Here is a 14,749-nt window from a genome sequence, read left to right on the forward strand (position 1 = left end):
CTTTTTGATTTTCTCCCCTTACCCTAAATATACGTCTTTGGGTGTAAGATTATCTAACGATTCATGAAACCTTCTCTCATTATAATATTTCACCCACCCATCGATAGCATTTTCCAATTCAGAGGGACAAAAATAATGATTTAGCTTAATCACATTTTTCATCGATCTGTGATATCGTTCTATCTTTCTCTGCGTCTGCAAGGGTTTGCCATGGATATGCTTGATATTATATTCCTTACAGAGATACTGTTTGAGAGAGGAAGCAATATAACATGGTCCATTATCTGATAACAGACAAGGAGGATTCTGGAATGTAACTCCTGCCTTCTCAATTGCTTTATCTATAGTTCTGGATACATCATCAGAAGTCATACTCGGACATAACTCCCAATGGATAATATACCTGCTGTAGTCATCAATTACCGTAGAGAGATAATACCAGCCCCAATCCTTGACTTTGAAATAGGTAAAATCGGTCTGCCACATCTCATTAGCGAATTTAGTCTTATGATGGAACTCATCAGCTGCAAAGATAAAATCATGCTCCATACGTTCCAATAGATCTCTTTCGTGTAATATACGATAAAAGCTTGACTCTGAAACAAATATCTGACTCTCTTCCAATAAAAGAACTGACAATTCCCTAGGGGTGAGCTCCGGGTGCTCTAAAGAAAGTTCAACCACTATTTGTCGAATATTATCAGGTATGCGGGTTTCACGTTGTCGGTGCTCTACAATGTGTTGCTCTGAGAGCATTCAAACCTCCTATAGCATATTTCTTATACCAATTATAAAAGGTACGCCTTGGGATTCCTAAACGCTTAAGTGCCTGAACAATACTTAACTCTGAACGCTTTATTGGTGAAAAATTCCACCAAAAGAGGTTATTTTGTCAGATTTTATTGCTACCTCTGTCATGTCAGTTGGTTTATTGTTTTACATGTTTGGTAGCACTAAGATAAGTGAATTTTCTGACATACGCAAGTGTTTGAATACTTCTATGTATCAGGCACTTGCATTTCTTGCAAGCAAAAACGCTGCGGAAGTAAGGAATATCAAAAATCCGATTCACGTATATAAGTGCATAGAGGAGAATGTTGACGATGTAGCAAATATCAAATGGTACCCTTATTCCTCATTGGTGAAGAATGGCAAGCCAGATATGGGTAAGATAGGCCAAATAGGATTCGAATGTTATGAAGCAAACTTTCACTATGATGGCTCAACGAAGCTGCCATCACTTGAAAAAATGATGATGGTATTACGCAAATCACCAGATTGTCAGATTGATATATCGGAAGTAACCGAAAAGGAGATAATCAACGAGTATAAGTTCATTGTGAGCTTAAAAAAGCAAGCTGATTAGGGTTAAATATCAAAAATCTGTAGGAAAATAAACAATAAATGAGTATTTTTGCCGTTTTAATAGAAGAAATTCAGCTGAGATTATGAGCGTTAAACAAATACCCAATAGATTAAAAGCCGCATTAGCAGATAATCACAAGACAAGCAAATGGCTTGCTGATCAATTAGGAAAATCAGACATGACGGTTTCCAGATGGTGTACTAACCGCTCACAACCTTCTGTCCACCAATTGATAGAGATAGCTAATCTCTTAGATGTTGATGTATCAGAACTGCTTAATAAAACAAAATAATTAACGTATGAAGTACAGATTTATAGATTTGTTTGCAGGTGCTGGTGGGCTATCAGAAGGTTTTATCAGAGCTGGTTATGAACCCATAGCACATATTGAGATGGATCACTATGCTTGTGATTCATTGAAAACTCGTGCAGCATTTCATTATTTAAAGGAGAACGGAAAACTTGAAATATACGAAGAATACCTCAAAAATAAGAAGGAAAAGACAGATGGAAGTTGGCTTTGGAATAAAGTTCCTAAATCTGTGATTGACTCTGTAATTCAAGAAGCTATAGGGAAAGAAACATTGCCAAGCCTTTTTGAAAGAGTTGACAAGCTTTGTAATGGGACGCCCGTTGATATGATAATTGGAGGTCCACCGTGCCAAGCATATTCTGTCGCTGGCCGTGCCAGATTAGGAAAGAAAATAGAAGAAGACCCTCGTAATGACTTATATAAATTCTATGTAGCGTTCCTTAAGCGCTATAAGCCCAAAATGTTTGTATTTGAAAATGTTTTGGGAATTCTTACTGCTAAAGGTGGAGAGCCATTTAGGGATCTTATTCGATTGGTGCGTGAGTTGGATTACAATATAGATTTTCGTGAACAGATAGCATCACAGCATGGCGTTTTACAAAAACGTCATAGGGTCATTATTGTTGGTTGGCAAAATAAAAGAGACACACAAGAAGATACCTCGTATCACTATCCGTACCTTCTTGAAGAGCAAATACCATACAAAATAATGAGGGATTTGTTTTGTGATTTGCCTATAATCAAAGCTGGTGAAGGTACACTTTGTGGAATTGTTCATTACACAAAGCCTTTAAACGATATGGAATACCTTAAAAAATCAGGAATTAGAGGAGTCTTGAGCTTTACCACTCAGCACATTGCACGTCCTAACAATCCTACAGACAGAGAAATCTATAAGCAAGCGGTTGAACAATGGAATGAAGGGAAACGTTTACGGTATGATAAGCTTGACCCTTCACTACAAAAACATAAAAATACGCAGACATTCTTAAATAGGTTTTGTGTGGTAGATCCTAACGGGGTATGTCACACCGTTGTAGCGCATATCGCTATGGATGGACATTATTACATATATCCAACTCCTAATCCAACTACGGATAATGTACGCTCTATTACAATACGTGAAGCTGCAAGAATACAATCATTCCCAGATGACTACTTCTTTGAAGGAAGTCGCTCTGCCGCATTTAAACAAATTGGTAACGCTGTCCCTGTAGTACTTGCAGAGAAGATTGCTTTAGAGATAAAAAAGATATTAGCTCATGAAGATGAATTACGAAGAACTCAAAACCGCTAATGCTACACCTGCTGCTGCGTCTATGGTTGAGACTTTTCGAGCTATGGGCTATAGTTTGGAAACAGCAATGGCTGATATATTAGATAACTCTATATCAGCTGGAGCGAATAATATCTGGATTTCAAGAATCTGGAAAGGTGGCCAATCCATTATAACTATTAAAGATGACGGTATTGGAATGAACCACCAAGAACTGATTGAAGCTATGAGACCGGGTTCTCAAAATCCTTTGGAAGAACGTTCAAAAAGTGATTTAGGTCGATTTGGTTTGGGACTGAAAACCGCCTCATTCTCTCAATGTAGAAGACTTACCGTATATAGCAAAAAGGCTGATTACAAGCCCGTTTATTGGACTTGGGACTTAGACTATGTTGCAAAAACAAACCAATGGGAACTTCTTCAATGGATTCCTGATGAATATATAAATGCTCTTGATGATGTTTCTCATGGCACTTTGGTTGTATGGTCAGGTTTAGACCGAATCATTAACCCAGAAACAAGTGAGATTGATATTAACTCAAAGGCTAAATTTTCTTCACAATTAGATAAGGTGAAACGACACATTTCAATGACTTTTCACCGTTTTATTGAAGAAAAAGTTGTGAAGATTTTCTGGTGTGAACATGAGATAGAGCCTTGGAATCCATTCTGTGAAGATGAACCAAAGACGCAGATAAGACCCACCGAGAATATTATTGGTGGAATATCTGTCAAGGGGTATGTTTTGCCTCATAAAAGTGCTTTCTCTAGCGAAGTAGCCTATACTAAAGCCGAAGGTATAAATGGATGGGCAGCTCAGCAGGGATTCTATGTGTATAGAGGAAAAAGATTACTTTTAGCAGGTGATTGGCTTGGACTATTTAGAAAGGAAGAACACTATAAATTAGTGCGAATTAAGATAGATTTACCTAATACATTGGACACTGAATGGCAGATTGATATTAAAAAATCAAGAGCCTATCCTCCAATGCAAAATAGAAGTCAACTTGAATCTTACGCTAAAGCTGTAAGATCAATTGGCTGTGAAGTCTATCGACATAGAGGAAAGATTCTGAAGCAGAAAGCTGGTACATCTTTCCAACCTCTATGGTGCGAGAAGAAAAAAGATAACAAATGGTCTTTTGTGGTTAATCGTGAACATGATATGATTCAGCAAATTAAAAGTATGGCTCATGATAACCCAGAGAAGGCTATTAACACTCTCCTTAGTTTTATTGAGGAAACGTTACCAACTAAGACTATTTATATCAATGAAGCAAAAGGTGAAGAGTCTCAACTTGAACCTTTTACAGGTATCAATCCTTCAATCATAACAGATATGATGCGGATGGTGTATGATAACCAAATTAAAATGGGAAAGACATCTGAACAAGCCAAAGCATATCTAAAAACAGTAGAACCATTTAATCTCTTTGAGGATTTAATCGAAAATTTATAGCTATGCAGAATCAAATTATTAATATGTGCCGAGTCCTAATCGGACCAAATGCTGTTGTAACAGACGATCAGATTAATGATGCTATAGCAAGGGTATCACTAATCTTTCCCAATATGGATATTGCGCAAGTAAAAAACGAATTATTATCCTTGTATGGAGTAAGAATTCAGGATTTTCAAATTCTAGAAGGAAATGAAAGAAGACAACCTTGGCTTAGAGATTTCAAAGCTGAACGCAAATCTACTTGGGACTTTTGGGTGAGATATAAACAATATCTGTCTGAACAAAAAGGCTTTGCTCCACTTGTCATTCAAAAATTAGATGATATGAGTGACCGCATTTTAGATAATTTGTTTAATCCACAGCTGACCAATATCACAATTGATAAAAAAGGGTTAGTTGTAGGTCAAGTTCAATCTGGTAAAACAGCTAATTACACAGGCTTAATTTGCAAAGCTGCTGATGCTGGCTTCAATTTTATCGTTGTACTAGCTGGCATATTGAATAATCTGAGAAGCCAAACTCAAAGTAGAATAGATGAGGGCTTTTTAGGATTTGATACCCAATACGAACGAGCATATAATATCAATAATACTACCAAAATCGGTGTGGGACTGATTCCTGGTTTTGATTCCGCTATAGCTAATTCCTATACCACAAGTTTGGATTCTGGCGATTTCAATAGTAGGGCAGCAAATACAGCTGGCTTCAACTTCAATGCACCGCAACCTATAATTTTGGTTGTAAAAAAGAACGCATCAGTATTAAAGCGCTTGAACACTTGGCTAAAAGCTCAAGCTGGGGGTCACAAGATTGCCAATAAATCGTTGCTACTGGTTGATGATGAAGCGGATAATGCTTCAATCAATACAAAGAAAGATAAGGATTTAGACCCAACAGCAATTAATAAAGCTATTAGAACGCTGATTGGACAATTCAATAGGTCTGCCTATGTTGGATATACAGCCACCCCTTTTGCTAATATATTTATAGCACAAGACGAATCAGATCTGTTTCCACGTGACTTCATTATCAATCTACCTGCACCAACTAATTATATTGGTCCTGAAAAAGTATTTGGGACAAGTATGGATGTTGAGGATGAAGAAGACTTGTTGCCAATTGTGGTTCCTATTAGCGATTATCTGACTTTCATACCAGAGGGGCACAAAAAGAATGATCCCAAGCCAACATTTACAGATATACCAGAGTCATTAAAGACGGCTATTAAGAGCTTTATATTGACATGCGCTATACGTATAGCAAGAGGCCAAGAAAACAAGCATAACTCTATGCTTATCCACGTTTCTCGCTATCAGCTATGGCAAAATAAGATTAAAGAATTGGTCGCTCAGCAGTTTTCTTATTATAAGCAAGAGATAGAAGCAAACGATTCATCTGTGCTCAGTGAATTTCAAGATTTGCTAGAGAATGACTATACTGAAACAACCAATAAAATTAAAAATTCGTCGCTTTCCAATATTGATCATTGCTTGCAAGTCCACCAGTGGGAAGATATTAAGCCTTTGCTTTTCAAAGTTGTTCAGAAAATTGAAGTGAAATCCATTAACGGATCTTCAGGTGATATTCTTGATTATCAACTGAGTTCTAAAAATGGGGTTTCTGTAATTGCTATAGGCGGAGACAAACTATCTCGAGGTCTAACTTTGGAAGGTCTTTCAATAAGCTATTTCCTACGTGCATCTAAAATGTATGACACATTAATGCAGATGGGCAGATGGTTTGGTTATCGTCCTGGATATGTTGATTTATGCAGATTATTTACAAGTGCGGAACTTAATGAATGGTATCGACACATAGCTGTTGCTAGTGCTGAGTTGCGTGATGAGTTCAACTACCTTGCAGAATCGAGAAGTACTCCTGATAAGTATGCCCTTAAGGTGCGTACGCATCCTGGATGCCTGCAGATTACAGCTCTTAATAAAATGAGAAATACCAAAGAAATTCAAGTATCATGGGCTTCTCGCCTCATTGAAACGTATCAATTGCCAATTGACAAGGGATTAAAGAATAGAAACCTTGTTGCAACCGAAGAGCTTCTATCTGGTTTAGGTGAGCCGCTAATCAAAGACGGAGACTATCTTTGGAAGAACGTTCCAGCAAACCAAATCTCTGATTATTTCAATGAATTTACTGTTGCAGAATCTCTCAAAAAGGTAAATCTTGAGTTGATAGTTAAGTATATTAATGAGTTACAAGGATATGGCGAATTAACGAATTGGAGCGTAGTTCTAATGAACAAAACGGCTGGTAGTGGACCGAATAAGGAATATTGTTTCTGTAACAAATATAAAGTTAATTGTTTCTATCGTAATAGAGCTATTGATACCGATTACAAAACTTACTTTATTCGAAAGAATCATATAGTAGGTAATCAAGCCGATGAATTTGTGGATTTAGATAAGAATGTGCTAAATGAAGCTCTTGAAGCAACAAAGCAAGAGGCTATTAAAAGTGGTAAAACTTGGGCAAAGGCATATCCCAAGCCATTAGTTGTACGTAGTAATTTCAGACCCAAAGCTCAACCACTTCTAATTATATATCCATTAAATCCTATTGGTGCCAACGTTATGAAGAATAATGTGCCCGTTGAAGGTTCAATCGTGTTTACAGTAGGTGATGATCCTTTTGTAGGGTTTGCTATTTCGTTTCCTGCAACAGATACATCTATAGCTGTAAATTATAAAGTGAATATGGTAGGAGAATATGCCGATATTGAAGACAATTTCGATAATGAAAACGACAATGAGTATGGAGAATAAATATCATATTATAGAGTTGTGGAGCTCATTAAAAAGCCTTGCAACTATAGGGGTTGTGAAGAAACTGTATGACGCATCATTACCAATACAAGTATATGCCACATATAGCTATCCCGATGATATAGTTGGGATAGCGGTCTCTTTCTCGAAAGAATTCAAGATTGATATTTCGTCTTTAAGCAATTTGAGCGAATTAAGAATTAGGCAGCTTTTGGATGCTTCAATGCCAGGACAAAAGATGCTCCATGTTCAACTGATGAGAAATGAAAACCAAAGAGTTTTCGCCGCATTGTGTGAAGATTTAATAACTACTTTAAAACCACTATCTTCTACAAAAGAAATGGCTCAAGAAGTTGTAAATCAACTACATAGATGGAAGGATTTGTTCGGAAAAATTAAATTCGAAGGATTATCAAAAGAAGAACAGCAAGGTTTATACGGAGAATTGGTTTTCCTTAGAAAATTGTTAAATAGAAGTTCAAATGATACCTATGTTTCTACTTTACAATTGTGGACTGGAGTTGAGAAAACAAATAAGGACTTTCAAGGCGATAATTGGGCAGTTGAAGTAAAAACAACATCTACCAATAATGCTCAATTCATAACTATAAACGGAGAACGACAACTTGATAATTCACTTGTCGCTCATTTATTTGTTTATCATTTAGTTTTAGAAGTATCCAAAACTAATGGAGAAAGTTTGCCTATGATTGTGTCAGAAATAAAGGCCCTTCTCAGTGGCAATGTACCTGCACTATGTATCTTCGAAGAAAAGCTCATTGAAGCGAAGTACATATCTTGTCATGAATTCTTATATGCTGAGCGTTTTTATAAAAAAAGGAGCGAAAAGTACTATAAAGTATTAGCTGATTTTCCAAGAATCATGGAGAATGATCTTAGAAACGGAGTTAGTAATGTCGTTTATGTTATTTCTATCGGCATGTGCGATGAACATTTAGTTCCTGAAGGTGTTTTATTTAATACCATAAAGTGACATGAATACTGACATAAATAAATATTATCTATCTCTCATTCAAGAGATTGCAACCCGCCAACTATCTAATGAAGATGGCGATAATCAAGAGCAAACATTTACTAGATATGTTCTTGATGTATTGTCAGAAGCTGGAGAAACTGAAAATGCAACAGTAGCTTTTGATGAAAAAGACTTAGGAACAAAAAAGCAACATAAAATTAATGGCTATGCAATAGCTGATAATTATGAAACTGTTGACTTATTTATTTCTATTTTTGGGTGTGAAGAAAGCATATATTCAACTCCTAAAGCTGAAATTGATAGAGCTGCTACCAGAATTATTAATTTCTTCAGAAAGGCTGTATATGGTGATTATGCAAATGAAGTTGCAGAATCATCTGAAATATTTGAGTTCGCAAATACTCTATCTTCATATGAAGAATTAAAAGAGAATTTGGTGAGAGTTAATGCCTTTATCCTAACTAATGGAGAATATAAAGGGGAAATTCCTGCTAATATAGAAATCTGTGGATATAAAGTATTCTTCCGGGTGATTGACCTTCGCTATCTTTACCAAGTTACAGTAGAGTCACGCGTGCCTATTGAGATTAATTTTATGGAGGAAGGCTATACTGTCCCATGTTTATCAGCAGCTTCTGAAAACCCAGACTATCAAGCATATGTAGCTATTATACCTGGAATATGTTTGGCCAATTTATATGAAAGGTTTGGTGCCAGATTATTGGAACAAAATGTTCGTTCTTTCCTCCAATTTACGGGAAAAATTAACAAAGGTATCAGAGATACAATTAAAAAAGAGTCACATATGTTCTTGGCCTTCAATAATGGATTAGCGGCTACTGCTAATCACATCGAATTAGATTCTATAGGCAGAAACATTGTCAAGATTTCTAATTTACAGATTGTAAATGGCGGTCAAACAACTGCATCTATCTACCATACATGGAAAAAGGATAAGGCTGACATCTCTGGAATTTTTGTTCAAGCTAAAATCTCGGTGATCAAAAGAGCAGAAGAATTTGCCGATATTGTATCACGCATTTCTCGATATGCAAATACACAAAACAAGGTGAATGAGGCTGATTTTACAGCCAATAATGCCCATCTTATTGCGTTTGAGAAGTTATCACGATACATCATGACACCAATAACAGAAGATTCAAACATCCAGACATATTGGTTCTTTGAAAGAGCAAGAGGCCAATATAAAAATCTTCGTCAAAAGGAGGGGTTTACCAAATCTCGCCAAACTGCCTTTGACTTGAAATATCCCAAGAAGCAGGTTATTACGAAGGTAGAACTTGCCAAATATATAAACGCATACGAAGAAGTGTATGATGGGAAAAAGATTGCAATCGGTCCGTTTATCGTGGTACGTGGTAACGAAAAGAACTACAGTAAGTTCATAAATAATAACTTACCTGAAAGTATTAAAAACTTCAATAGCATCTATTATGAAGATGCCATTGCCAAAACGATATTATTCAGAACTGCCGATAAAAGATATGGTACCAAAGTATCTGGAAATAATATTGGTGAGTTGAAACAAGTAGTTGTTCCTTATGCTATTTCTTTATTAACTACCATAACGAAGGGAAAGCTAAACCTCTATAAGATTTGGAAGAACCAATGCCTTTCTAACGCACTTTCTGATTTCATTTATGAGCTAATGAAACAGATTAATGAATTCATTCTCAATGAATCACCTGTTTCACATTATATCGAGTGGTCAAAAAAAGAAGAATGCTGGGAGAAGGTTAAGGCATACACTTGGTCTTATGATTTGAATGATATAAAGTCTGATCTCATAAATTCTTCAACTCCAGTCAGAAAAGGTTTTTCGCTGAATCCTGATAAGAACGATGAAGATGTAGCTCATGATATGGAAATTATAGAATCTATTCCATTTTCATTGTGGAGAAAAATTGCTGAATGGGGAAAAGAAACTGATTGTTTGTCTATCAATTATCAGTCTGCTGCTCAAGAAACGGCTCATAAGTTGAAGTTTAATCATAAGTTTACTGATTCAGATAGAAGAAAAGCCATAAATATTTATAATATCGTTTGTGAGAAGAATATCGAATTGTTGTTTGAGGCAGATAAGCTTACTTCCGAAGACGATAAAGCACATAGTGCAAGTCATGCTTCCTCAACTGATTATGATAACGATAATATCACAATTGAGTTGGTTCAAAAAATGGTTGAGTGGGATCGCAGACGTCGTGTCCTCAAAGATTGGCAATGGAAAGTTATGGATGAGATAGCCAATGGGAAACGTCCATTGGGTGAAAGAATGAAAAGAGGAATGTATATGAACTATATAACTCTCAAAAAAAGAGGGTTTACAGAATAAGGACTATATGCTTAATAATAAACGAACATTAACAAATAACCTTATTTCCGCAAACAATTTCCTTGTTTGTTTCAAAACTTGCTTGCGTCTCATTTAACCCTACGAGAAAGGTCGATTTGTCATTTTTTGCTCAACTTACCTCAAATAGGTTGGGTTATTGGACACAAGTTCCCTTACCCATAGGGAATAGGGAAGATAAAATTCAGCAAAGAGTTTGAAGCTATTCTTTAAAAATCTTGATATAATACTTTTTGGGTGTGTATAGGTTTAAGACGTATCTCCTTCCTGTCTTAATCCATTTGGCAGGTACGTTGATAAAGTGTAATATGAACTTCTTCAAACGACTGCTTTTCTTTAGAGGTTCTATTTGTTGAGACAATTTATCAATGAGAAAAAGGTAGAAGTTCTTCAACATTGCTGTAACGAGCATAAAGAAGGTGTTCTGCTCAAGAAAGGAGAAAGGCAGGTGTACCCAGCCAGGAAAGTAACCGTAATCACTTTTATAAGAATATGTTGCATCGTATTTGTGCGCAGGAATAAACTGGTGGTCAAAGTCTAAATCAACGCTGCTTCCTTAGTGTGTCAAACCAAGATGCTTAACCATCGTCAGAAGAAGTTGGTTTAATTTCTCAGCCTTATTGTACTTATAAGCGTGCTTGAATTTATCACAAGCGTAAACCACATTTGCTTCCTTAAGTTCTTTTAAACCACGACCAACAGTGTCTGCCCCAGGAAGTGTACATTTGGGAGATAATGAAAACTGAGCAACGAGCGTGTTAATATCTTCCAAGCAATCAGCACCACATAAATAGCTATAAAACAGCGATGAAATAATATCACTATATTGGAATGCCGTACTTGTACTGCCACGCTGACCAAGCGAGGAGTCAATAATTTGATTGAGTCCAAGTTTGGAAAAAACATCCATTACGTGAAAAATTCCACCCAAAGAGGTTATTTTGTCAGATTTTATTGCTACTTTTGTCATGTCAGTTGGTTGATTATTTTATATGTTTAGTAGCACTAAGATAAGTGAATTTTCTGACATACGCAAGTGTTTGAATACTTTTATGTATCATGCACTTGCTTTTCTTGCAAGCAAAAACGCTGCGGAAATAAGGGATTTTATCAAAGACAAAAGGAGTTTCGTCCTTAAAATCTAAAGCATTGATAGCAACATTGTGATTGGCAATCAATGCTTCGATATTATCTGACGTTAAGAACTCGGTATGTACGGTTATATGTGCATTAGGGTTTATACTTAACAATCGTTCTGCCAAGCACTCAGCTTTATACCTACCGATGTCATTTCCCGTGTAGTTTTGTCTATTTAAGTTAGTCTTTTCTACCTTATCACCATCAACAATGGTGATATGTTCAAAACCTAATCTTAAAGCACATTCTGCCACGATACTACCGATACCAGCACCACCAAGGAATATCTTATAATCCTTGATGATGCTTTGTTCGTTTTCACTCACATAGAGTCTGTTTCTACTATATCTTTCTTCCATAACTGATAATTTATTTTTTGCGAAATTAGAAGTGTATATCAAGAAATACATTACACAAAAGTGTAAAAAGAAGATGAAACAGTTTTTTTTAGATTTTATAACAAATAGAGGTGTGCTAAAATTGTTATGTGTTATAATTTTCCTCTAGTAGCCTCTCCAAATCTGAAACCTTATAGAGTATCTTCCCCGCAAACTGCGTATAGGGTATAATCCCTTTGTCCCTATAATCCTGTAATGTTCGAGGACTGATATATAGCCGTTCACACACCTCCTTACCTGTGAGGAAATGCTCACCGCCAAAGAGAGGCTTGTATGTCTCTGCTACATCCTTTATCCGTTTGCTCACACTTCTTATGGCGGACAGCACCACCTGCATCTCGTCCGAATCCATGTTCAAATCTCTTACTGTTTCCATCTTTATTTATTGTTCTTGGTTTTCTCTGATTTTGTCTGCAACAACCGCTCCACGTCCTCACGCCTATAATAGCACTTGTGTTCGATTTGTGTAAACGGCAGCACGCCCGTATCACGGTAGTGCTGCAAGGTGCGCTTGCTGATGTTAAGTAACCTGCACACATCACCATTGTGCAGCCAATCTGTGTGCTTACACTTCTCTCCAAATGCCTTGTGGCAGCAGTCGGCAAGACTTAATATCTCGTCCCTTAGTTTCTGCCAGTTCTGGTCTGTAATTATTAAATACCCCATACTTCTATTGTTTTGTTTGTTGTTACTGTTTTCTTGTGTTGCAGCGTTCTGCGCCCCAGCACGATGCAAAAGTAGGGATAGTATCCTTATGCTCAAAGCACTAAGGAACAGCAGGGAAAACAAAGGAAACACGATGAAAATTTCTTCCTCATTTCTTGTCGTTATCAACACTGAAACACCCACTTTTCTTCTTTCACTGCCAATAGAATTAAAGATACAACCTACCATTTGACATAAGTATTCTGCCTTGTTCTAAGATTTCTGAGAACATAGAGATAAGCTCTTAATTTTTGCTTACATCTTTTTGTGGATTGCTTTTTGTTTAAATAGGTAGTTATTTTTGCCTTATCCGTTCTTTGTTATTCCTTTACTTATAGCTCACTACCCAAATGTGCAGAATACCGCATTTGAATGTGGTTTGTTACAAAGCCAATCAATTATTGGTACTTGTATCATTTCCTTTTACCCTTTGATTTCTCCATTTAATCCACTAAAAACTAAGATGTTTGATGATTTCCTACAAGGAAATTTATAGCAAGTCTGTGCAACATTATGCAAGCACACCGAGAATGCTTGGCTATCAAAATTATCTTCCTTAACTTCACTTTCAGAAATCATTTTAGGACGATTATGAAGAAATGCGCAGACAATAGCAATATACGCACAGAAGATAAGCCGAAGCATAGTAGGCAAACTTCCAAAAACAAGGAGATAGAAAGCTACTTCTCCACCCATTATGACTTCAGGTTCAACACTGTACTTGGCAGAACAGAGTTTTCTCCCCAATATGCCAATGTGTATAGTAAGGTCAGCCGTTATGACATCAATACCTTTCGCAGGGAACTTGATAGCGAGAAAGGTATTATTACTTCCGCTGATAATCTCTATTCCATCATTGAAAGCAGCTTTTCTCCCCGTATCAATCCCATACAGGAGTATTTCAAGACTTTGCCAACGGTTGATGCTTCAGAAGTGCTGTACAAGATAGAGATAAACCAATGCGCCATCGCCAATCTTGCATCGTGCGTTATCGTCCGCAACTCTGAAAAGTGGCTGCCATACCTTATCAAATGGCTTGTTGCAGTAGTTGCCAACGCTATAGACGACCGTGAGTGCCGTAACCATACTTGTCTTGTACTGACAGGAGAACAAGGAAAGTTCAAGACTACCTTTCTTGATTTGCTTTGTCCGCCCGCGCTTAAAGGTTACAGCTACACAGGCAAGATATATCCGCAGGAGAAGGACACACTCACCTATATCGGTCAGAACCTTATCGTGAACATCGACGATCAGCTCAAAGCCCTTAACAAACGTGACGAGAACGAGCTGAAGAACCTCATCACCTGCCCGATGGTCAAATACCGTATGCCCTACGACAAGTATGTGGAGGAACACCCACACTTGGCGAGTTTTGTAGCATCGGTAAACGGCAATGATTTTTTGACAGACCCGACAGGAAGCAGACGATTTCTGCCCTTTGAGGTGCTTGCCATTGATATTGAACGAGCAAAGGAAATTTCTATGGATGCCGTCTATACCGAAGCGAAAGCCTTGCTAAACGCAGGCTTTCGATATTGGTTTAACGATGAAGAAATCACGGAACTCTACAAGGAGAGTGAGGACTTCCAAGTACAGACCGCAGAAATGGAATTACTATTACGCTGTTTTGAAAAGCCAACAGAGGACAATCCTCATTGTACTTACATGACCACTACCGAAATACTCGCTTATTTAGGTGTTTATACGCATCAACCTTTGACACTCAAACGTATGGGCGAAGCACTCAAAAGGGCTGGCTTTGAAAAGGTAAGCAAGAGGCGTGAAGGCAGTAGTCCTGTCTATGTGTATAAGATTAGGAAAATTCTGCCATGTCCCCTGCTTAACAGTTGTAGTAGCCTGATGTAGTAGTATGAGTAGTATTGTTATATACTACAATTAGATACTGATAATCAACCACTTATTACAAAATAGTATGTAGTAAGA

12 protein-coding genes and 2 pseudogenes are annotated in these 14,749 nt (G+C 37.0%); 8 read left to right on the forward strand and 6 right to left on the reverse strand.

Features of this window, described 5'->3' with window-relative positions:
* Positions 1 to 18 precede the first annotated feature (18 nt).
* Both J4856_RS01515 and J4856_RS13425 read right to left on the reverse strand, forming a co-directional pair.
* Positions 19 to 549, reverse strand: a complete 531-nt coding sequence (locus J4856_RS01515; protein WP_234967306.1) for a DDE-type integrase/transposase/recombinase — start codon at positions 547 to 549, stop codon at positions 19 to 21.
* 166 nt (positions 550 to 715) lie between these two features.
* Positions 716 to 859 (reverse strand): helix-turn-helix domain-containing protein, encoded by a 144-nt coding sequence (locus J4856_RS13425; protein ID WP_081457513.1) that lies wholly within the window; start codon positions 857 to 859, stop codon positions 716 to 718.
* A 30-nt stretch (positions 860 to 889) separates the two neighbouring features.
* Between J4856_RS13425 and J4856_RS01525 the strand changes: the two genes are divergently transcribed.
* The 7 genes from J4856_RS01525 to J4856_RS01555 all read left to right on the forward strand — a co-directional run bounded on the left by J4856_RS01525 (position 890) and on the right by J4856_RS01555 (position 10,547).
* Complete coding sequence (locus tag J4856_RS01525) at positions 890 to 1,366, forward strand: hypothetical protein (RefSeq protein WP_234967307.1); 477 nt, start codon at positions 890 to 892, stop codon at positions 1,364 to 1,366.
* A gap of 82 nt (positions 1,367 to 1,448) precedes the next feature.
* The gene (locus J4856_RS01530) at positions 1,449 to 1,658 is read left to right on the forward strand and encodes a helix-turn-helix transcriptional regulator (protein ID WP_006045720.1); all 210 of its coding nucleotides are present in this window, start codon (positions 1,449 to 1,451) and stop codon (positions 1,656 to 1,658) included.
* A gap of 7 nt (positions 1,659 to 1,665) precedes the next feature.
* Positions 1,666 to 2,976 carry a DNA cytosine methyltransferase gene (locus tag J4856_RS01535; protein WP_007135867.1) on the forward strand — a complete coding sequence of 437 codons (1,311 nt, stop codon included), beginning with the start codon at positions 1,666 to 1,668 and terminating at the stop codon, positions 2,974 to 2,976.
* Complete coding sequence (locus tag J4856_RS01540) at positions 2,942 to 4,414, forward strand: ATP-binding protein (RefSeq protein WP_007135868.1); 1,473 nt, start codon at positions 2,942 to 2,944, stop codon at positions 4,412 to 4,414. Before J4856_RS01535 ends, J4856_RS01540 begins: the two co-directional genes overlap by 35 nt.
* A gap of 2 nt (positions 4,415 to 4,416) precedes the next feature.
* The gene (locus tag J4856_RS01545; protein ID WP_025839653.1) at positions 4,417 to 7,197 is read left to right on the forward strand and encodes a Z1 domain-containing protein; all 2,781 of its coding nucleotides are present in this window, start codon (positions 4,417 to 4,419) and stop codon (positions 7,195 to 7,197) included.
* Positions 7,187 to 8,191, forward strand: a complete 1,005-nt coding sequence (locus J4856_RS01550) for a PD-(D/E)XK motif protein (protein ID WP_025839654.1) — start codon at positions 7,187 to 7,189, stop codon at positions 8,189 to 8,191. The genes J4856_RS01545 and J4856_RS01550 overlap by 11 nt, the downstream gene beginning before the upstream one ends.
* A 1-nt stretch (position 8,192) precedes the next feature.
* Positions 8,193 to 10,547, forward strand: coding sequence for an AIPR family protein (locus J4856_RS01555; RefSeq protein WP_007135871.1), 2,355 nt, complete (start codon positions 8,193 to 8,195; stop codon positions 10,545 to 10,547).
* Between the two features lie 220 nt (positions 10,548 to 10,767).
* On the opposite strand, the pseudogene J4856_RS13430 reads toward J4856_RS01555, so the two are convergent.
* The 4 genes and pseudogenes from J4856_RS13430 to J4856_RS01575 all read right to left on the reverse strand — a co-directional run bounded on the left by J4856_RS13430 (position 10,768) and on the right by J4856_RS01575 (position 12,766).
* Positions 10,768 to 11,535: pseudogene (locus J4856_RS13430) on the reverse strand (transposase family protein).
* Between the two features lie 133 nt (positions 11,536 to 11,668).
* A pseudogene (locus J4856_RS01565) lies at positions 11,669 to 12,061 on the reverse strand (ThiF family adenylyltransferase); the annotation flags it as partial.
* A gap of 124 nt (positions 12,062 to 12,185) precedes the next feature.
* Positions 12,186 to 12,476, reverse strand: a complete 291-nt coding sequence (locus J4856_RS01570) for a helix-turn-helix domain-containing protein (protein ID WP_006045711.1) — start codon at positions 12,474 to 12,476, stop codon at positions 12,186 to 12,188.
* 2 nt (positions 12,477 to 12,478) lie between these two features.
* Positions 12,479 to 12,766: a helix-turn-helix domain-containing protein gene (locus tag J4856_RS01575; RefSeq protein WP_025839656.1), complete on the reverse strand. Its 288-nt coding sequence runs from the start codon at positions 12,764 to 12,766 to the stop codon at positions 12,479 to 12,481.
* 630 nt (positions 12,767 to 13,396) lie between these two features.
* Here J4856_RS01575 and J4856_RS01580 point away from each other — a divergent pair.
* Positions 13,397 to 14,671, forward strand: a complete 1,275-nt coding sequence (locus tag J4856_RS01580; protein ID WP_025839657.1) for a virulence-associated E family protein — start codon at positions 13,397 to 13,399, stop codon at positions 14,669 to 14,671.
* The last annotated feature ends 78 nt before the right edge of the window (positions 14,672 to 14,749 follow it).

It is taken from the genome of Prevotella scopos JCM 17725, from assembly GCF_018127785.1.
In the GTDB taxonomy this organism is placed as follows: Bacteria; Bacteroidota; Bacteroidia; order Bacteroidales; family Bacteroidaceae; genus Prevotella; species Prevotella scopos.